The sequence below is a fragment of the Pseudoalteromonas undina genome (genome assembly GCF_000238275.3).
Classification (GTDB): Bacteria; Pseudomonadota; Gammaproteobacteria; order Enterobacterales; family Alteromonadaceae; genus Pseudoalteromonas; species Pseudoalteromonas undina.
This window is the reverse complement of the sequence record NZ_AHCF03000003.1, coordinates 774,901-792,490: the sequence shown is the minus strand read 5'-3', so window position 1 is coordinate 792,490 and position 17,590 is coordinate 774,901. Positions and strand designations below refer to the sequence as shown.

Genomic DNA, 17,590 nt, shown 5'->3' with positions numbered 1-17,590 from the left:
ATGAAATCTATTAAACATAAAATTCTTACTGGTGTTTGCGGCTTAGTCTGTTCTGCCGCCGTCTTTTCAGCCACCGCACAAATTATTCCAGCCCCTCCTCAAGTTAATGCTAAAGGTTACTTTTTGGTGGACTTCACCACAGGTAAAGTGATTGCAGAAGGTGAAGCTGATACAAGACTTGCTCCTGCTAGCTTAACTAAAATGATGACTAGTTATGTAATTGGTACAGAAATAAATGCAGGTAATATCGCCCCCACCGATATGGTAACTATCAGTGAAAAAGCGTGGGCAAAAAACTTTCCTGAATCATCTAAAATGTTCATTGAAGTGGGTAAGCAAGTAAGTGTAGATGAACTTAATCACGGTATTATTGTGCAATCAGGTAATGATGCCTGTGTTGCCATGGCTGAGCATATTGCAGGCAGCGAAAGTGCCTTTGCAGATTTAATGAATGCCCATGCTGAAAAGATAGGCATGACAAATACTCACTTTATTAATAGTCACGGTCTTGATACAGACGAGCACTACACAACGCCACGCGATATGGCCACACTTGGTGCAGCCTTAATCAGAGACGTGCCGGACGAATATGCACTATATAAAGAAAAGTCATTTACATACAATGGTATAAAGCAATATAACCGTAACTCGTTGTTATGGGATGAAAGCTTAGATGTTGATGGTATTAAAACAGGCCATACATCTGATGCGGGTTACAGCTTAGTCACCTCGGCAACGAAAAACGACATGCGTTTAATTGCGGTAGTTATGGGTACTTCAAGTGAGCGTGCGCGTAAAGTTGAAAGTAAAAAACTGCTTAACTACGGTTTCCGCTTTTTTGAAACAATTACGCCTTACAAAGCTGGCGATAGTTTTGCAGAGCAACGCATCTGGATGGGTAACAAAGAGAATGTCTCTTTAGGTATTTTAGAAGACACCCCTATTACAATCCCTCGTGGCCAACATAAAAACCTGAAAGCAAACTTTGAGCTTGACGATACGCTTGAAGCACCTTTAGCTAAAGGCACTAAAGTAGGCACGCTGTTTTTACAACTTGAAGGCGAAGATATTGCACAATATCCGCTAGTTACGCTTGAAGAAATACAAGAAGGTAGCTTCTTCAGCAAAATATATGACTACTTACGCTTACAAATAATGTAAGCACGAGTAAAGTAATATGAACGCCTCTTCTGTGAGGCGTTTTTTTTTGCTTGAAAAGTGCTAGAATGCGCCCCATATATACCAATCGTATTGAATGACTATCGTTGGCTTAGGTCAAAAGTAACATCATTTCAAGATTGTCATTAGCCTGTCAGTTTTAAGCTTAACGTATAAGTTGAGCCAACACTTTTGTTTGAGGAGTTCCCGTCGTGGTTGAACCTGTTAAAAACACTAAATTTGATGAGTACCTAGAGTACCCTTGCCCGTTTACATTTAAAATTATGGGTCTAGCAAACGTAAACTTAACTGATCAAATTTTAGAAAAGTTACAACCTATCGCTCCGGGTGATTATGCGCCAAAAGTAAAACCGAGCAGTAAAGGTAACTATGAGTCAGTCACTTTAGTAGCCACAGTAACAAGCGGCAAACACATTGAAGAAATTTACAACGTGATCAGCAATATCGATGACGTGCGCCATATGCTTTAAGCTATAGTTGAGATTTGTTGTGAGCGAAAACACCCTAATCGTACGCCAACTGGGTCGTCAGCGTTACATGCCGATTTGGCAAAAAATGCAAGACTTTACCGACACCCGTGATGAAAATACGCCAGATGAAATTTGGTTAGTAGAGCATGAAAGTGTATTTACCCAAGGCCAAGCCGGTAAAGATGAGCATTTACTCGCCCCAGGTGACATTGAAGTGATTAAAGTTGACCGCGGTGGACAGGTTACTTACCACGGCCCTGGTCAGCAAATGATGTATGTATTATTTAATTTACGTCGTTTAAAAATTGGGGTGCGAGAGCTAGTTACTTGGCTTGAAGAGTGCATCATTGAGTCCCTTTCAGAGTTCGCCATAGATGCATACGCGAAAGCGGATGCCCCTGGTGTTTACGTTAACGACAGTAAAATTGCATCTTTAGGTTTACGAGTTCGTCGTGGCTGCTCATTTCATGGCTTGGCATTAAATGTTAATATGGATCTAAGTCCATTTTTACGCATTAACCCATGTGGTTATGCGGGCATGAATATGGTGCAAACTAAAGAACTAAATGGCCCTCAAAACCTTGAAGCTGCAGGTGAAGGGCTGGTAAAACACATGATCAAGAAGCTTAATGCAACACAGGTTAAGCATACTGAAGGGTTTGAAAACGAATGAATAAACCAGTCAAAATGGAACCAGGTGTAAAACTACGCGACGCAGAAAAAATGGCGTTGATCCCCGTTAAAGTTTTACCAACAGAAAAAACCGAAATGCTCCGTAAGCCAGAGTGGCTTAAAATTCGCTTACCCAAGTCAACCGAGCGAATTGACGGCATAAAACAAGCAATGCGTAAGCATGGCCTTCACTCTGTATGTGAAGAAGCTTCGTGTCCTAACTTATCAGAGTGTTTTAACCACGGTACAGCGACCTTTATGATTTTAGGGGCTATTTGTACACGTCGTTGTCCATTTTGTGACGTTGCACATGGTCGTCCATTAAAACCTGATGCCGCTGAGCCTGAAAAGCTGGCACTGACCATTAAAGACATGAAGTTACGCTATGTGGTTATTACTTCTGTAGACCGTGATGATTTACGTGACGGTGGTGCTCAGCACTTTGCTGATTGTATCCGCGAAATTCGTAAGCATAACCCAGAAATTACCATTGAGATTTTAGTGCCCGATTTTCGTGGCCGTATGGACAGAGCGTTAGAAATTTTAATTGAAACGCCGCCAGATGTATTTAATCACAACCTAGAAACGGCGCCACGTTTATACAAACTTGCGCGCCCAGGTGCTGACTATAAATGGTCTCTTGAATTATTACGTCGCTTTAAAGAAGCCCATCCTGAGGTTAAAACAAAATCAGGCTTAATGGTTGGCCTTGGTGAAGAAATTAGCGAAATCGAGGAAGTACTTCGCGATTTACGTGCTCATAACGTTGATATGCTTACTGTAGGGCAATACCTACAACCGTCTAAGCATCACTTACCCGTTAAGCGTTACGTGCCACCAGCTGAATTTGACGCATTAAAAGAATATGCTGATGAAATTGGCTTTACACACGCGGCTTCAGGCCCATTTGTTCGTTCAAGCTACCACGCTGATCAGCAAGCTGCGGGTAAAGAAGTAAAATAGTTACTTTTTAACCTATATTATAAAAGCCGTTAGCAATGAATTATTCACAGCTAACGGCTTTTTTGTTTATGCACTATAGATCATCTCTGACGCCCTGTTAATCCAATAGACCCTACACCCTTAACTTAGGCCTATCGCAAGTCAACTTCAGCCGCGTCGTTGCAAGGTTCAACAGGGGTTCCTGTTAAGGCAGCAAAATCTAAACTAAGGGTTGATTTAATTTACTTTATTTCAAATGCTTAATATTTTAACTACCCCCCTATAATTTAAATTTTTATAAACACACCCTATTTCGCCCTAAATCTTTAGCTTTATAAAGCAAATCATCAGCGCAATTTATGCATTCATCTAGTGAATTAAATTTTTCAATACTAGCAATACCACCAGATATAGTAGGTGATATTTTAATTCCCTTAACTACCAACTCTAACGAGGAAACCGACAATCTAACTCTTTCTGCAATATCATTTGCCTTGCTTAAATCAACGTTTGGGAATAAAACAATAAATTCTTCGCCGCCCCAACGCGCAACAACATCACATCCTCTCACGCTACTTTTAACGGTGTTGGCAACCTCTACAAGCACATTGTCACCTATAGAGTGACCATAAGTGTCGTTAATATTCTTGAACTTATCGATATCAAATAAGCATATGCAAAATGCATTTTTATCACGTTGATACTTTTCAAACTCTTGATTCGAGCGCTCAGTAAAACCTCGTCTATTCATTAATTGCGTTAGCGAATCTTTTACCGTTAATATTCTAAGCTGCTCATTTGCATGTTTTAGATCTTTTGTTTTGCTATCAACAAGACTATTCAAAGCGATTGCTTGTTGGTGCAAGTTATATGTACGCCAGCGATAAATAAGGTATGTAAAAACAAAAAATAGTATGACACTCAAAAATATAAATTCAGTCGTTTTCCACCATGGCGTTTTTACTACAATACTCAATACGTTTGCTTTAGTGGCCCATACACCATGACGATTTGTATTTTTAATTTCAAGTTCGTAGTGACCGGGTAACAAGTTTGTAAACAAAACGCTGCGGCTAATACTATCAACATACTGCCAGCGATTATCAAAACCCTTTAGTTTATAGGCATATTGAATACTCTTTGGACTTCCATATTCAAGAGATGTAAATTCAATAGTAACCATCAAATTATTAGGTTCAAGCACTAACTCGTAATCATTTGGTAATTCTTTCAGAGGAGCTTTTTTAGCATCATAAATATCATCTTCACTCTCTAAGCTTAATGTTTTTATTTTTGTAAGCTCAAGGGCTGGAAAATCAGTTGATGTGTTTATAGTCATAGGATCGAAATAATTAAAGCTATTAACGCCTGCAAAAAATAATAAGCCAGCTTCATTTTCAGCTGGTCTAGCAATATAATAGCCGCCTATACTAACACCATCGTTTTGCGAGTAATGATCTATGAGCGTAAAAGACTCGTTAATCCGAGACAAACCACGCGAGCTTGCAACCCAATAACCATTATCACTCCCTTTTATTACACCACCTATAGAACTCTTTGAAATAGCTGAATCAGCAAATAATTGCTCAAATATTGGCGCTTTCATCGATTCATCATATCGCATGTGCCACAGACCTTTACCTTGAGTGCCTAAAAAGTAATTTCCAGGAGAGATTTCAGAAATCCATGTAATTACATTATGGGGTAAACTGCTTGGATCGTCCGGATCGTGGGAGAAGTGTTCAAAATGCTTGGTCACGCTATTAACCAAATATAAACCACCAATAGTTGCAACCCATGTTTGCTCTTTATCTAAACTTAAAATTTCTGTAACTAGTGGTGTATCAATATTTAAAATAACATCATTATTTTTTGGATCGTAATAAAATAAACCATTATCATAACTACCGATCCACAGCATGCCCAGCTCATCTTCAGTTAATGTATAAATGGGCACACTTTTAAAAGGTAGAGTTTCTAGCAGCTGAGTCTCTTCATTAAGCTTACTCAAACCAAGCTTTGAAGCCACCCATAAAGTACCATCTAATTTAGAGTAATAAACTGCAGTAAGCTTATTTTGCGCTAAATTGTTACCACCATTATTTGCGTATTGAAATGGCCCCTCTATTGATAAATCACTATTTACTTTCCAAACTCCAGATGTACCCGATGCCCATATTTCGCCATTATTCCCCGAAGTAACAAAATAAATTGAATCTCTATTTTTAAACTCTAATGATTTAATCAATGTTTTACCTGGGTCAATAACACCAACGCCACTATCGATTGTGCCAAAAAATATAACGCCATTTTTAGATTCAAGTAAACTTCTAATATTGTGATGATTGATACCTTCATCCACTTCGATATTCTCATTACTCTTAAATACCGTTGAATCTAAAAGATCATTAGGATCAGTGAATATAGATGCACCATCAGCAGTAGCAATCCAAATAGAGCCATCTGACATCTGGTGAATATCATTAACAATAGAATCAACTAAACCGTTGTGGGTACTAATATTTTCAATTAATATTGGCTGCTGATCGTTTATATTATATTTAAATAAACCGTAACCATTGGTCCCCACCCATAGCTTTTGCTCACTATCAATGAACAGGGTACTGACATTTTTATTTGCTAACAATACAGTAGGAGGCTTATTAAAATTTTGTTTATCGAACTTTAACAAGCCCGATTTAGTCGTTGCCCATACATTGCCTTTTTTATCAAAACCTAGATCATATACATTGTAAGGTGTTTGCTCATTAGTAATTTTTTTAAACTCACTACTTCCTACCGGACGATAAAAAAGCCCCTTACTAGAGCCAATCCATAAATTATTTTCAGCATCAAATTTAATTTTTCTAACAATATACTGCTCGTTCCCACTTTTTGAGCTATCTAAATAAATGTGTCTGAATTGACCTGATTGCTGCTCTAATACATCAAGCCCGTTTATGTTACCAACGTATAAATCACCTTTATTGGGATCAATTTCTAAATCAAACACATATGAACCAGAAAGTCCATTGCCATCCTCTGTTTTTTGCCCAAAAGAAACAAACTCATAACCATCAAATCGGTTAATACCTAATTGCGTTGCAAACCAAATATACCCATTGCTGTCTTCCTCAATATCATAAATCGAGGCTTGTGATAATCCATGTTGCGTTGAATAAAATCGACTTTGCGGAAACTGATGCGACGCTTTTGATAATACATCCTGAGAAGAAAACCAAATAACAAAGCAACAAAACACTTCCCATGTTTTTTTCATTAGTAAAAAATGTTCCTTTAAGGCTCACACAGTTTTGATAATCAGTAATAAAATGATTATATAGATAATGGTTTTATTATAATTACTTATGAGTAGAATGCTAAAAATGATTTTTGATTATTAAAATAACTCAATTTGAATCTGTATAATTATCAATCAAAACACTGACAATAGCAGTTTACAGATATATCCAAAGCAGTTCGTAAAAATTTTATTTAGTATAAGATACAAAATAACATTAGGTTAAAGCCAAATTACTTGAGATAATCTTATTTGATACCCTCATTTAGGCTAAACATGAAATTATTAGTTCGTAACCTCTCTCGTGCTACAACAGAGCATGAGCTTCGTACTTTATTTACAGCGCACGGTAAAGTGACCACCTGTAACTTAGTACTCGATAAAGAAACTGGCCAATCAAAAGGTTTTGCTTTTGTAGAAATGCCAAACGACATTGAAGTTAAAGGCGCAATAAAAGCGCTTAATCAAACCACAGTAGACAAAAGCAAAATCCGTGTAAAACTAGCGGATGCTTAATAAGTAAAAAATTGAGATGTTGGAAGTTAACACATACTTTCAATGTTTAACCTCAATTTATATTGCTCAAAGTTTTAGTTATAACGCTTTGAGCAATATAAATAATTGGGTTTATACCTGAGTCAAAATCTCCTTTAAGACCTGCTGCTTACTTACTATATCCTTGTATAAGGCAAATTGGTTTTTTGCGCGATCTAAGTTGTGTCTCTTATGCTTAACGCTAAAGTAATTATCACCATCTATATAATCAGTTAAAAAGCGTAAGCCAATCATAAAGGGCATTACTTTAGCACCTAACCAAAAGCTTTGTTTCTCGGCGGGTGTTAATACCCCCTTTAGTGGCTCAACATAGCCTTTAACAATCGCTGCAAAAATATCTTCACGAACACCTACCTTTTCAAGCGCCGTTGAATCTTCTTGCTCTGCAGAGCAAAATGTTCTGACCATATCACCAAAATCATTAAGCCAATAACCAGGCATACAGGTATCTAAATCTATCACCGCTTTTGCATTATTAGAGTCTAAGCAAAATAGCATGTTGTTTATTTTAGTATCGTTATGGCACACACGAATAGGCACTTTTCCCTCAAGGGCATTAAGCTCATCGATAAGTGAAAGCTGCGACAGGCAAAAATCAACCTCTTCCTGACAATGAGCCAAACGTTTATGAGGATCGGTGCTAACCACTTGCTTGAAGACTTCTGCACGCATGGCCAAGTTATGAAAATTAGGAATAACCGCATGTAAATTGTTCGCGTCAAAGTCTTGTAGCGCTTGCGCAAATTGGCCAAATGCATTGGCCGCTGTTTGTGCCTGGCTAGCAGTATTAACCACATCTTCACTATAACTGCCACCAATAAACTCAAGTGCTCGCCAAGTATCATCATCATTATTAACTAAATAGTCATTCTGAGTCGTCGCTACATGGCGTACTATTGCTAGATTGAATTCACCTGCTTGTTGTTTTTCACTTAAGTGTTGCTCTATTAATCGCGCATTATCAACAAGTAACTGTGGTTTTGGAAACACCACCGTATTAAGCTTTTGTACAACCAGTGACCGCTTCGAAGTACTTAATAACATAGTAGTATTTATATGCCCACTGCCTATGGGTTTTATGCTCGCATGCTTCTCGTCAAGGCCAAAACTCTCAGATAAATAAACTTCTATAGGAACTGTATTCATTTTCTACTTCACTCTTTTCGCTCAAGGCGATAATAATTTTTAACGCAGGTAGCGGGTTATTTAACATGCTAGATTGATCATATTTATAATAAAATTGGTACTACCATCTTTATGCTTGACGTAATGCGCACAAAGTAGCCGCAATGCTTGTCAGTTCTGATTTATAGGTAACACCAAACCAAGGCTCTTTTGCAGTGTATACAAATACAGGCTGTGCTTTTACATTAATAGCTTTCTGGATTTGATCGGGTAAGTAGTACTCTTGCTGAGTATTCACGTTATATTGCTGTAAAAACGTTTCAAAACCTTGTTGCAAATAGTCAAAAAAGCAAGGGGTGATCCCCCAAAAACTCATCGAGCCTAGGGAGTTTGGGCTAATTTTCTCACGTAAACCCTGTGGGTTATCGCCAAAAATATGCTCAGACTGTTGTTGAATATTCAAATACTCGGTTACGGCAACAAGCTTTCCATCCGCAATATTACATACCCCACGATTAACACCACCGTGCTCAGAAAGAGTATCAATAATCGGATACCCTACCATTGCCCATTCAGCGCTTCTTTTAAAGTGCTCACTCAGTAATACAAACGAAGATTTGCCATAATAGTCATCGGCAGTGATCACAATAGCGGGGTTATTAATGTGGGCTTTGGCACATAGCAGAGCGTGACCTGTTCCCCAGGGTTTTTTCCGTTGGGCAAGTGTTGCTTTAAACTGTTCGGGAACCTGCTCAATGTGTTGCTCCACCAGTACCACATCAAGATCACTAGGCAAGCGTGGCAAAATAGTACGCTCTATTTCACTGCGTACCGCTTGGTTTATGATCAGCACCACCTGCGTCACCCCTGCAGCATGCGCATCAATAATACTCAGCTCCATAATAGTGCAATTTAGCCCTGGAATCTCTGCAATTTGTTTATTGCCACCAAAGCGACTACCTAAGCCACCTGCAAGCACAATTAAACTCAGTTTATATTTTTTCATTTAGAGTCTGCGCATTTAAGAGGGTAATTTATCAAGCCAAGTTTGTAACCACGGCTCGGTGACAGGCCACGGCTCAAAGTCTTCACAGGCATCAATTTCTAATCGATTACCCACAGGTTTTGCTTGTAAGTCACGTAATAGTTCATCAAAGCTACGCCCTGCTGCGCAAAACGTATCACCATAACTTCTATCACCCATAGCCACAATGCCAAATGGCTTATTAGTTAACATTGGAAAGGTGCTGTTAAGCTGATTATAAAGCTCTGCCAAGTTAGCGGGTATATCGCCTTGTCCTGTTGTTGAGGTGACAATTAAAATATGCGATGCATTTTTTAGATCTTCTAAACTTGGCTCTGCAAATACGCTTACCTGATGGCCAGTTTGCTCTATAGTATCGCTTATTTGCTCACTTAAACGTTCAGCACCACCATACACGCTGCCTACAAAAATACTAATATGTGCCATTAATAATCCTTTTCTTCACTTGGCCACCCTAACTGTTTGCAAATACTCAACATTGCATCACCTAGTGGCGCTTTAATTATTATCGATTCGTTACTATAAGGATGTACAAAGCTAAGCTCTGTAGCAAATAACATTAATCGCCTAAGAGAGAAGTGTTCTCTAAAAAACTGATTATGCTGGTTATCACCATGGTTAACGTCGCCAATTATTGGCAACGACAAATGTTTTAAATGGCGACGAATTTGATGTTTACGCCCTGTTTTAGGAAAACACTCTACCAAAGAATACCTAACCGTTGGGTATTTTCCTATGGGAATAGGCAACGCAGCTTGGTGCAAACAGTTAAACTGAGTTTGTGCTTCTTGAGCATCTTTATCCTGATCGGCAAATTTATCAGCGATTTTGTCTAGTTCTTCTTTTAACGGTTTATCTAAAAAAACAGATTCAGGCGCAAATCCGCGTACTAGAGCTAAATAACGCTTTGAGATCGTGCCCTCAATAAACAACTGATTCATATCACGCGCGGCTTCTGAGCTTAAAGCAAACAACAACACACCCGATGTCGGCCTATCAAGACGGTGCACAGGAAACACATGCTGACCGAGTTGATCGCGTAGCATTTGCATTGCAAATTGAGTTTCATGCTTATCTAAAAAGGAGCGATGAACAAGTAAGCCTGATGGTTTATCAATCGCTACATAGTTCTCATCTTGATAGAGAATGTTCAGTTCGCCGTATTCAACTGGCGCTGGACGTTCAGTCATCTGACTCTCCAAGCAATGAATCTAATTGCGTCAGCAAAGAAATAATCTCTTCGCTTCCGGACTTATCAATGAGTGTCATTTGCGCCATAGGAGCAATCGCAAAATTACGCGGTAACGGTTGTTTCATTGTAATAATCTGTTGAATTTTTTCTATAAATACAAACTGTAACCACTGTTCAAATGCAAGCGTATCATGGCAAAAAGGGACGCTTGAATGCAACAATGCAGGGTCAATCGGCTCATTTCGCCAAAGCTGATGCTTTTTAAGTAGCGCAGTTAATTGTGTTAAATAGAGTTGGGTTTGTTCAGTCATAATCACCCTTTACTTTGTATATTGCACAATTATACCCTGTTCCCTCAACAGTCGCTATGGCGTATAATTAGCGTAATTTTGTAGTAAAAACAGTTGGAAATTCATGAGTGAACATATAGCCACATTAGGCCAGCTTTTAGACGGTGCAGGAACTCAATGGCGTGCTTTTGATATTGGCAGGCATATTACCAAGCTTGATAAACAACAATTTTTAGCTGTTGAACAAGCACAAGTTCCTTACCCTTACCCATTAGCAGGCCATGCATGGCTAGCAATTCAATTTTGGGACAGTAAAGCTAGCAAAGAACCCTATGTGTGGTTTTTAAAATTCCCACTTGATGAACAAAGTAAACTCGTTAGTGCCAGCCGCGACCACTTTGCAGACATGGTAATTCAAGCACTAGGAACAGAAATTACCGGCGAACAAGCCGATGGCAAACTCGATAATAACCCGTACGTATTTACCCCTAACGCAAATAAATTAGCAGCGTTTAATGCGCAAGTTAAAGTGTTATTAAAACAACCAGCCTCACAGTATTACGAACATGCCCAGCTTTATTTTAGTGGCCAGATTGGTTTTGATAATTGGCAAAGTGTGGCACTACAAGGCATTGCTGATTTTGCTTATCGCCTCAACAGTGCTGATAACTTAAAACACTTACACGCTGCGTGGCCTAATTTACCTGTTGAAGTATTACAACCATTAAGCGCAATGCTTGAACACATCGAAATACCACCCACGTTAAGTGAGTTAATGTTAAGTTATGGACAAACCGCTCTTAAGAATAATGATGTGGTTACGGCTTCTGCCGCGCTTCGCGCCATATCATCAGGGCAAGCAACAGGGCTTAGCGCACAACTGGTTGACTGCGCTTTAGAATCTACGCTTGGGCAAGACTCAGACATTTTATTAACTATTGCAGGTCGCTGCTTTAAACAATTAGAAGAGCCACAGCGTTTGCATGTATTTATGGATAACTGTGCGCACCATGAGAAAATAGCTGAGTTATTTCCCAGCATTTTTGCAGATTTAGTTGCAATTCCAACTATTCGCCCACATTTATTAGCATTACTACGTAAAGAAAACAGAAGCGAGACGTTAGCTCGCGCAATTGGAAGGTTATTCTCTTAAATGGCTAGTTTATGGACGTTCATACTTATTGGGGCTGTAATTTATTTTTTTTGGCTAAATCGTAAAATAGCCGAAGCAGCGAACGTTCATGCCAAACGCCAAAGTGAGCAATTGCAGGTACAACTAATGAGTGTGGCTTGTAGCAAGCGTCGGTTTGGCATTTTAAAAAGTGGTAAACCGGGCATGAAAAGCGAATTTATTTTTGAATTTTCAAGCGATGGTGAAAATGCTTATCAGGGAGTGTTAATCATGGAAGATGAAAAGCTAAAAAGTGTGGTTGTGCCACCGCATAAGATATAATTTTTGTAAACAAAAAACCAAGGCGTAACCTCAGTTACGCCCTAATTGCCAACATCCTGTAAGGTATCCTTTACCTGATCCTTGTTTATCATCCACTGAACGAGCAAACTACCGTGTTAGCCCTCCATTGCATCCTGCAATATCCTCTTGCCGCCTTGGCCGTCCTGCGTAAACTAACGCTCCTGCAATGTCCTATCGCATCATCCTTGGTATCCTTTAAATAGCTCCTAGCTATTTTAGTACTTCATGTACTTCCTGTTTCATCCTTGCATCCGTGTTAACTTGTCCTTTACGCTTCCTGCTAGTCACTACTATGCTGCCTGATTCCATATCCATGGCATTAGCTCAATCATTGAGCTATGTCGTCTTGACAAAGTAAAGTTTAAACCAAACGGCTGGGTATAATAGTGAGGAAAACTAAAAAATTTAATGTCACAAAATTGAAAAAACTAAAATAGCTATAAATAACAGAAGCTTGATGCTTATAAACAGATAAATAATGGATTTAAACTGACAAAGAGCACACTAATGTAGGATATATCTCACACTGGTGTGCCCGATTTGGAACATAGGCTTACAGATGCGCCATTATGAACAACTACCTTTATTGAGCATTAGCAACTTTAAATAGTAATTCACCCTTAACTTGGTTAAATGAAAGTTGTTTAAAGTGCTCAAAGCCTTGCGATTTAAAAAATTTCGTATGCTCGTCACGAGTCACAAATACCGCTATACCAGAAGACTCAGGATTATCGTGTATTAAGCCATCTAAACCTTTAAGTAAAGTGCGACCAAACCCTTGCCCGTGAAAGTGTGGATCAACCGCAATAAACGCTAAAAAGTAATAATTCCCTTGCGGCTTTAAGGCGTCACGAATGGTTTTTTCTTTTTCAATTAATTGATTCGTTTGTAAATAACCTGCACTTAGCATCAGCTTTAATCGCCAATGCCAATAACGCTCAGCTTGTAATTGGCTATTTGACTCAAACACACAGGCAACCGCTTTTAATTTATCATTACGGTAAAGGCCAATTAAAGGCTGCTTCTCTTGCCAAAAGCTACTGAGCTCTTCACGAATAAGTGCACGTAGTTTTTTTTCATAATCGAGCGGGTTGTCTTCGTTATACCCTAGCAGAGTTTGTAAAATAGGATCGTTTTGGTATGCCTGATAAATTAGGCTGGCTGCTGTGCTTATATCCTCTGGTGCAATATGCTGAACACTAAAGGCGTCTGTCGATTCTGCTGTGGCTGTCATTTTATTTCCTTTATTATTTTATACCCGTTGTCATTACGCCGCGTAACTTGTTTGGGATTAATTTTGAACTACAACGATGACCAAATGCTTATATAACTATATACCTAAGTGAGACAAATAAGCGAATTTACATTTTAGTTAGTACGCTCATCCACTGCATTGAGTCAGATCATGCTTTAGCGACTTACTACTGAATAAATAAAGCGTAAATTCAGTAAGGGTTAAACTGGCTAGATATACCATTCCCCCCTAGAGTTAATACATATTAATTCATTTAGGAGCATTATTATGGATACAACAAAACATACAATTAATACCTTGTTCGCCCAACTAGGACTGCCGGATTCGGATGCGCAAATAGATGCATTTATTGCCTCGCACTCCATTGCCGATACAACCTTGTTGCAAGATGCTCCCTTTTGGGATGAAGCCCAACAACATTTCATTGCCGAATCACTAGCGGTTGATGGCGATTGGAGTGAAGTAATAGATGAATTAGACGTACGTCTTCGTCAAAAATAATTAATTTTATGGCGCATTTTAATGTGCCTTAGCCACTTTATTGATACCATACCCGCTCGCAGCGTCTATGTTGCGAGCTTACTTTATAAAAGAGTTATAATTGAATGAACGCTGCTGTATTTGAAGCTATAAAAGTCCTTCTTGATGAAGGCAAAGTTCCCACTGTTGCACTAACTAAAAGTCGTTTAACAACACCGACCCCAATGCCGGTTATTATTGCTGCGGTGAGTCAATATAAGAATAATCCTGATTCAATTTATAATTTAATGAAACCCCCAAAGCAAAGTACCAGTAATGAAGGTCAAAACAGCTCTCAATTAGATAGAATTGAGCAAAAGTTAGATCAATTACTTACACTGCTCGCGCCAAAATAATTTGAGACTATAAATGTTTGTTGTTGATTTAACATTTGATTGCTACCAAGACACCACCTTAGAGCAAGCCGAGCAAGCAATAAACCGCTTGGTAAATGCATTACGTTTTAATGGCCAAATCATTGGAGAAGAATTTCCAACGGTGTTAAAAGATGGCTATTTTATCACTCGCGTTATGTGTCCGACCGAAGACGCTATGCACCCTCTTAACAACAGTGCATTTGTAAAGCACAGTGTTGAAAAGCTTCATGATGCAGGCTTGTTAGCACCAAAGGTGAAAATAATAGGTCAAGACATTCACTCAAACGGTGCCGATGGTTGTAAAGAGCCCTCAAGCTATATTTTATATACTACGTATGTGCACACCTGTAGCCCACTGTATTGTGGCGATGACTTTTTACCCGTTCCGCTATTTAATATTCCGGCAATTGCCAATGGCGATTATAAAACCCTGATTAAATGGCAAGAAGATTGGCAAGCATGCGATCAAATTCAAATTAATGGCGCAACTCGCTGTGAATTTCCTGCACTAGAGGAAATAGCCAGCACACAAAGTGATTTGTATCGCCGAGGTAAAGATATTAGCAAACGCATCAGCTTTTTAACTAAAAAGCCAGTTTACTATTACTTATACCGTGTAGGTGGGGTTGATAAAACCTCGGAGCTTAAGCGTAAATGCCCAAGTTGCCAAGGTGAATGGAAATTACCTGAGCCATGGTTTGGTTTATTTGATTTTAGGTGTGAGCCGTGTGGTTTAGTGTCTAATATTTCATGGGATTTTCAATAAGTCCCATACTTAAGGTGCTATGTCTAAAACATCACACCTTAAAATTACCTTATAATTATACTGCCAACGACGCTATAAATTCACTGAGGTTTTTGGCGAGTACATGATGTGGCTTTTTACCTACATACTCTAGGCACACCTCACCTGTTTCCACTAATACCGTAACAAGTAAATCATCTTGATCAGTTAAACCAATAAAAACACTTGGCGCTTGCTTTAGCTTTCGCTTCATTAAAACATGACCCGTGATATTTTGTTGCAGTAAGTCAAAGTCATCCTCATTCCACGCTTGTAATAATTCTACTTGATGGCCATCAACGCTGGCTAAAATACTGCCAGCAAACATGTGGCCATAAAACTGGCTAAGTTCATCAGGAAATTCAAGCTCTAATGCGTTAGCGAGATCAGCCAAAGAACCTGCAGGCTCTCTCACTATCGCTTGCCATTGAATCATACCGTGCTCATCGGCTGTGCCTATTTCACAAGGGCTTGGCCATTGCTCATCGTGGGCGATGAGTGGCTGCTTTTGTGTATTTTTGATGGTTTTTTCACTAAAGCGTTGGTGAAGTTGGGCTAATTGCATTGCAACAGACATACTGTGAAACTCATTTAATTTAGATATAATGTCCCTATTGTAACTATTTAAGAGCAAACATGACAGATTACAGCAATTCTCCCGATCTTAAAGGCAGCGTACTTGGTCAATCTACTGAGTATGTAGATCAATACACGCCCAGCTTGCTTTTTCCTATTGCTCGCAAGCTTAATCGCGACGCGTTGAGTATTGATGAAGCCGCATTACCATTCAAAGGCCAAGATATTTGGACCGGTTACGAACTATCTTGGTTAAATACCAAAGGCAAACCACAAGTTGCGGTGGCGATATTTACTTTCGAATGTCAAAGTAGTCACATTATAGAGTCAAAGTCGTTTAAGCTTTATTTAAACAGTTTTAACCAAAGCCGCTTTGGTAGTGTTGAAATTGTTAAGCAACATTTAATTGACGACTTATCAAATGCGGTAAACAGCCCGGTAAAGGTGACCTTATACAGCGCTGATGATTATAATTGTATTCCTTGCACACCGCTTCCAGGTGAGTGTATTGATGAGTTAGATATTGAAATAGATAACTACCATATTGATGCACATTCTTTAAAGTCACAAAGCGATAAAGTGGTTAGCGAAACCTTGCATAGTCACCTGCTTAAATCGAACTGTTTAATTACTTCACAGCCGGATTGGGCCAGCATTATTATTCGTTATACTGGTGAGCAAGTGTGTCGTGAGTCATTATTACGCTATTTAATTTCGTTTAGGACCCATAATGAGTTCCATGAGCAATGTGTGGAGCGTATTTATAGCGACTTAACCACTCAATTGAATATTAAAGAGCTTGAAGTGTATGCGCGCTATACGCGTCGTGGCGGCCTTGATATTAATCCATATCGCTCAACGCATCATAACGATACCCCTTTTGCGGTAAAAATAAACCGTCAATAAGCTAAGCAAAAAAGGAGCCCGAGGCTCCTTTTTTTAATCGTTAAGTTGCTTAGTTGGCACTGGCATTCCACACACATCAATGTAATTATGGCTATACGCAAACCATTCCTCACTACGACTACCTCGTGCTGAAATTAACTGTTTAAATGCATCTGAGTCTGTTTTCATTACTTTAAATCGGCTGCTATCGCTGCTAACGTCGGCTAATACTTGTAAATCTGTAATAGGATTAAACTCGCTACCACCTTTAGGTGTGCGCGCTAGCTGATGAAAATGTGCCATACCTGTAAGTACTCGCCCAAATACGGTGATATTTTTGTCTAAATAACGTGGACCTTGCCCTATGGTGACAAAAAATTCCGTGCTGGCACTATTAATATCGTTGCCGCGCGCCATTGCAAATACACCATGGCAATGAATTTGCCATGTTTGATCACGTGTTTCATTTTGCGCCACCGCAAAACCATTTAAAAACCCGGTTATTGGTGCATAACCATCCCTACCCATTTCAGTGATCATAAGCGGCTTATTGGTGGTTAAATAAAACTCGGCAGGTACTGTGCTATTTTTGGTTTTAGTTAACTTCTTACCCGTGCTATCACCACCTTGAGCAACAAACCCTTCCACAAAACGATAAATATGAGTGCCCTGATAAAAGCCCTGTCGTGCCAATTTTTTAATATTGGCACTGTGTTTTGGCGCAAGCGCTGGATTGAGCTCAATATACGCAGCACCGGTAGGTAGGGTTAGTTTTAAAATATTCTCAGGATCTACCCATCGCCATTGCTCATCTGTTGTAGCAGCAATAATCTCACTACTGGTTAGGCTTTTAACTGGCGTTGATGGCAAAGTGCTTTGCTGGACACATCCGCCGAGCAAAGCCGACGCTATAAGAGTGATTACGAATTTTTTCATACCTTTTCCTTTT

At 39.2% G+C, this 17,590-nt stretch carries 20 protein-coding genes; 11 read left to right on the top strand and 9 right to left on the bottom strand.

Features of this window, described 5'->3' with window-relative positions; all coding sequences use genetic code 11:
* The 4 genes from PUND_RS07245 (at position 1) to lipA (ending at position 3,284) form a co-directional block, all read left to right on the top strand.
* Positions 1 to 1,161 (top strand): serine hydrolase, encoded by a 1,161-nt coding sequence (locus tag PUND_RS07245; protein ID WP_010388279.1) that lies wholly within the window; start codon positions 1 to 3, stop codon positions 1,159 to 1,161.
* Between the two features lie 209 nt (positions 1,162 to 1,370).
* Positions 1,371 to 1,649, top strand: a complete 279-nt coding sequence (gene ybeD, locus PUND_RS07240; RefSeq protein WP_008109437.1) for a DUF493 family protein YbeD — start codon at positions 1,371 to 1,373, stop codon at positions 1,647 to 1,649.
* Between the two features lie 19 nt (positions 1,650 to 1,668).
* Complete coding sequence (lipB, locus tag PUND_RS07235) at positions 1,669 to 2,322, top strand: lipoyl(octanoyl) transferase LipB (RefSeq protein WP_010388277.1); 654 nt, start codon at positions 1,669 to 1,671, stop codon at positions 2,320 to 2,322.
* On the top strand, positions 2,319 to 3,284 hold the full coding sequence (lipA, locus tag PUND_RS07230; RefSeq protein ID WP_010388275.1) for a lipoyl synthase: 966 nt from the start codon (positions 2,319 to 2,321) through the stop codon (positions 3,282 to 3,284). The genes lipB and lipA overlap by 4 nt, the downstream gene beginning before the upstream one ends.
* A gap of 274 nt (positions 3,285 to 3,558) precedes the next feature.
* Here the strand turns inward: lipA and PUND_RS07225 are convergent, their stop codons facing one another.
* Positions 3,559 to 6,543, bottom strand: a complete 2,985-nt coding sequence (locus tag PUND_RS07225; RefSeq protein ID WP_010388273.1) for a ligand-binding sensor domain-containing diguanylate cyclase — start codon at positions 6,541 to 6,543, stop codon at positions 3,559 to 3,561.
* 297 nt (positions 6,544 to 6,840) lie between these two features.
* Between PUND_RS07225 and PUND_RS07220 the strand changes: the two genes are divergently transcribed.
* Positions 6,841 to 7,080 (top strand): RNA recognition motif domain-containing protein, encoded by a 240-nt coding sequence (locus PUND_RS07220; protein ID WP_008109433.1) that lies wholly within the window; start codon positions 6,841 to 6,843, stop codon positions 7,078 to 7,080.
* Between the two features lie 111 nt (positions 7,081 to 7,191).
* On the opposite strand, the gene PUND_RS07215 is transcribed toward PUND_RS07220, so the two are convergent.
* The 5 genes from PUND_RS07215 to PUND_RS07195 form a co-directional block, all read right to left on the bottom strand.
* The gene (locus PUND_RS07215; RefSeq protein ID WP_010388268.1) at positions 7,192 to 8,265 is read right to left on the bottom strand and encodes a phosphotransferase enzyme family protein; all 1,074 of its coding nucleotides are present in this window, start codon (positions 8,263 to 8,265) and stop codon (positions 7,192 to 7,194) included.
* A 109-nt stretch (positions 8,266 to 8,374) separates the two neighbouring features.
* Positions 8,375 to 9,250 (bottom strand): nucleotidyltransferase family protein, encoded by an 876-nt coding sequence (locus PUND_RS07210; RefSeq protein WP_010388266.1) that lies wholly within the window; start codon positions 9,248 to 9,250, stop codon positions 8,375 to 8,377.
* A gap of 15 nt (positions 9,251 to 9,265) precedes the next feature.
* Positions 9,266 to 9,715, bottom strand: coding sequence for a flavodoxin (locus PUND_RS07205; protein WP_010388263.1), 450 nt, complete (start codon positions 9,713 to 9,715; stop codon positions 9,266 to 9,268).
* A complete protein-coding gene (gene truC / locus PUND_RS07200) occupies positions 9,715 to 10,479 on the bottom strand; it encodes a tRNA pseudouridine(65) synthase TruC (protein WP_010388260.1) in 765 nt (254 codons plus the stop codon). Before truC ends, PUND_RS07205 begins: the two co-directional genes overlap by 1 nt.
* On the bottom strand, positions 10,472 to 10,792 hold the full coding sequence (locus tag PUND_RS07195; protein WP_010388258.1) for a YqcC family protein: 321 nt from the start codon (positions 10,790 to 10,792) through the stop codon (positions 10,472 to 10,474). Before PUND_RS07195 ends, truC begins: the two co-directional genes overlap by 8 nt.
* Before the next feature lie 103 nt (positions 10,793 to 10,895).
* On the opposite strand from PUND_RS07195, the gene PUND_RS07190 reads away from it, so the two are divergent.
* The gene (locus tag PUND_RS07190) at positions 10,896 to 11,924 is read left to right on the top strand and encodes a DUF3549 family protein (RefSeq protein WP_010388256.1); all 1,029 of its coding nucleotides are present in this window, start codon (positions 10,896 to 10,898) and stop codon (positions 11,922 to 11,924) included.
* Positions 11,925 to 12,224 carry a DUF3301 domain-containing protein gene (locus PUND_RS07185; RefSeq protein ID WP_008109417.1) on the top strand — a complete coding sequence of 100 codons (300 nt, stop codon included), beginning with the start codon at positions 11,925 to 11,927 and terminating at the stop codon, positions 12,222 to 12,224.
* Positions 12,225 to 12,828: 604 nt separating this feature from the next.
* Here PUND_RS07185 and PUND_RS07180 read toward each other — a convergent pair.
* Entirely contained in the window at positions 12,829 to 13,479 is a 651-nt protein-coding gene (locus tag PUND_RS07180) for a GNAT family N-acetyltransferase (RefSeq protein ID WP_008109415.1), read from the bottom strand.
* Between the two features lie 288 nt (positions 13,480 to 13,767).
* Here PUND_RS07180 and PUND_RS07175 point away from each other — a divergent pair, with 288 nt between their 5' ends.
* The 3 genes from PUND_RS07175 (at position 13,768) to PUND_RS07165 (ending at position 15,162) form a co-directional block, all read left to right on the top strand.
* Complete coding sequence (locus PUND_RS07175) at positions 13,768 to 14,001, top strand: DUF2789 domain-containing protein (protein ID WP_010388246.1); 234 nt, start codon at positions 13,768 to 13,770, stop codon at positions 13,999 to 14,001.
* 104 nt (positions 14,002 to 14,105) lie between these two features.
* A complete protein-coding gene (locus PUND_RS07170) occupies positions 14,106 to 14,375 on the top strand; it encodes a hypothetical protein (RefSeq protein WP_010388245.1) in 270 nt (89 codons plus the stop codon).
* 13 nt (positions 14,376 to 14,388) lie between these two features.
* Positions 14,389 to 15,162, top strand: coding sequence for a Zn-ribbon-containing protein (locus PUND_RS07165; RefSeq protein ID WP_010388244.1), 774 nt, complete (start codon positions 14,389 to 14,391; stop codon positions 15,160 to 15,162).
* Positions 15,163 to 15,217: 55 nt separating this feature from the next.
* Here the strand turns inward: PUND_RS07165 and syd are convergent, their stop codons facing one another.
* On the bottom strand, positions 15,218 to 15,757 hold the full coding sequence (syd, locus tag PUND_RS07160) for a SecY-interacting protein (RefSeq protein WP_010388242.1): 540 nt from the start codon (positions 15,755 to 15,757) through the stop codon (positions 15,218 to 15,220).
* 59 nt (positions 15,758 to 15,816) lie between these two features.
* On the opposite strand from syd, the gene queF reads away from it, so the two are divergent.
* The gene (gene queF / locus PUND_RS07155; protein ID WP_010388241.1) at positions 15,817 to 16,662 is read left to right on the top strand and encodes an NADPH-dependent 7-cyano-7-deazaguanine reductase QueF; all 846 of its coding nucleotides are present in this window, start codon (positions 15,817 to 15,819) and stop codon (positions 16,660 to 16,662) included.
* 33 nt (positions 16,663 to 16,695) lie between these two features.
* On the opposite strand, the gene PUND_RS07150 is transcribed toward queF, so the two are convergent.
* Positions 16,696 to 17,577, bottom strand: coding sequence for a peptidylprolyl isomerase (locus PUND_RS07150; RefSeq protein ID WP_010388239.1), 882 nt, complete (start codon positions 17,575 to 17,577; stop codon positions 16,696 to 16,698).
* Positions 17,578 to 17,590: the final 13 nt, after the last annotated feature.

Bases quoted from the DNA above. Each gene is read 5' to 3' on its own strand.
- PUND_RS07245 (WP_010388279.1), top strand. From the start codon at position 1: ATGAAATCTATTAAACATAAAATTCTTACTGGTGTTTGCGGCTTAGTC.
- lipA (WP_010388275.1), top strand. From the start codon at position 2,319: ATGAATAAACCAGTCAAAATGGAACCAGGTGTAAAACTACGCGACGCA.
- PUND_RS07225 (WP_010388273.1), bottom strand. From the start codon at position 6,543: ATGAAAAAAACATGGGAAGTGTTTTGTTGCTTTGTTATTTGGTTTTCT.
- PUND_RS07220 (WP_008109433.1), top strand. From the start codon at position 6,841: ATGAAATTATTAGTTCGTAACCTCTCTCGTGCTACAACAGAGCATGAG.
- PUND_RS07215 (WP_010388268.1), bottom strand. From the start codon at position 8,265: ATGAATACAGTTCCTATAGAAGTTTATTTATCTGAGAGTTTTGGCCTT.
- PUND_RS07210 (WP_010388266.1), bottom strand. From the start codon at position 9,250: ATGAAAAAATATAAACTGAGTTTAATTGTGCTTGCAGGTGGCTTAGGT.
- PUND_RS07205 (WP_010388263.1), bottom strand. From the start codon at position 9,715: ATGGCACATATTAGTATTTTTGTAGGCAGCGTGTATGGTGGTGCTGAA.
- truC (WP_010388260.1), bottom strand. From the start codon at position 10,479: ATGACTGAACGTCCAGCGCCAGTTGAATACGGCGAACTGAACATTCTC.
- PUND_RS07195 (WP_010388258.1), bottom strand. From the start codon at position 10,792: ATGACTGAACAAACCCAACTCTATTTAACACAATTAACTGCGCTACTT.
- PUND_RS07190 (WP_010388256.1), top strand. From the start codon at position 10,896: ATGAGTGAACATATAGCCACATTAGGCCAGCTTTTAGACGGTGCAGGA.
- PUND_RS07185 (WP_008109417.1), top strand. From the start codon at position 11,925: ATGGCTAGTTTATGGACGTTCATACTTATTGGGGCTGTAATTTATTTT.
- PUND_RS07180 (WP_008109415.1), bottom strand. From the start codon at position 13,479: ATGACAGCCACAGCAGAATCGACAGACGCCTTTAGTGTTCAGCATATT.
- PUND_RS07175 (WP_010388246.1), top strand. From the start codon at position 13,768: ATGGATACAACAAAACATACAATTAATACCTTGTTCGCCCAACTAGGA.
- PUND_RS07170 (WP_010388245.1), top strand. From the start codon at position 14,106: ATGAACGCTGCTGTATTTGAAGCTATAAAAGTCCTTCTTGATGAAGGC.
- PUND_RS07165 (WP_010388244.1), top strand. From the start codon at position 14,389: ATGTTTGTTGTTGATTTAACATTTGATTGCTACCAAGACACCACCTTA.
- syd (WP_010388242.1), bottom strand. From the start codon at position 15,757: ATGTCTGTTGCAATGCAATTAGCCCAACTTCACCAACGCTTTAGTGAA.
- queF (WP_010388241.1), top strand. From the start codon at position 15,817: ATGACAGATTACAGCAATTCTCCCGATCTTAAAGGCAGCGTACTTGGT.
- PUND_RS07150 (WP_010388239.1), bottom strand. From the start codon at position 17,577: ATGAAAAAATTCGTAATCACTCTTATAGCGTCGGCTTTGCTCGGCGGA.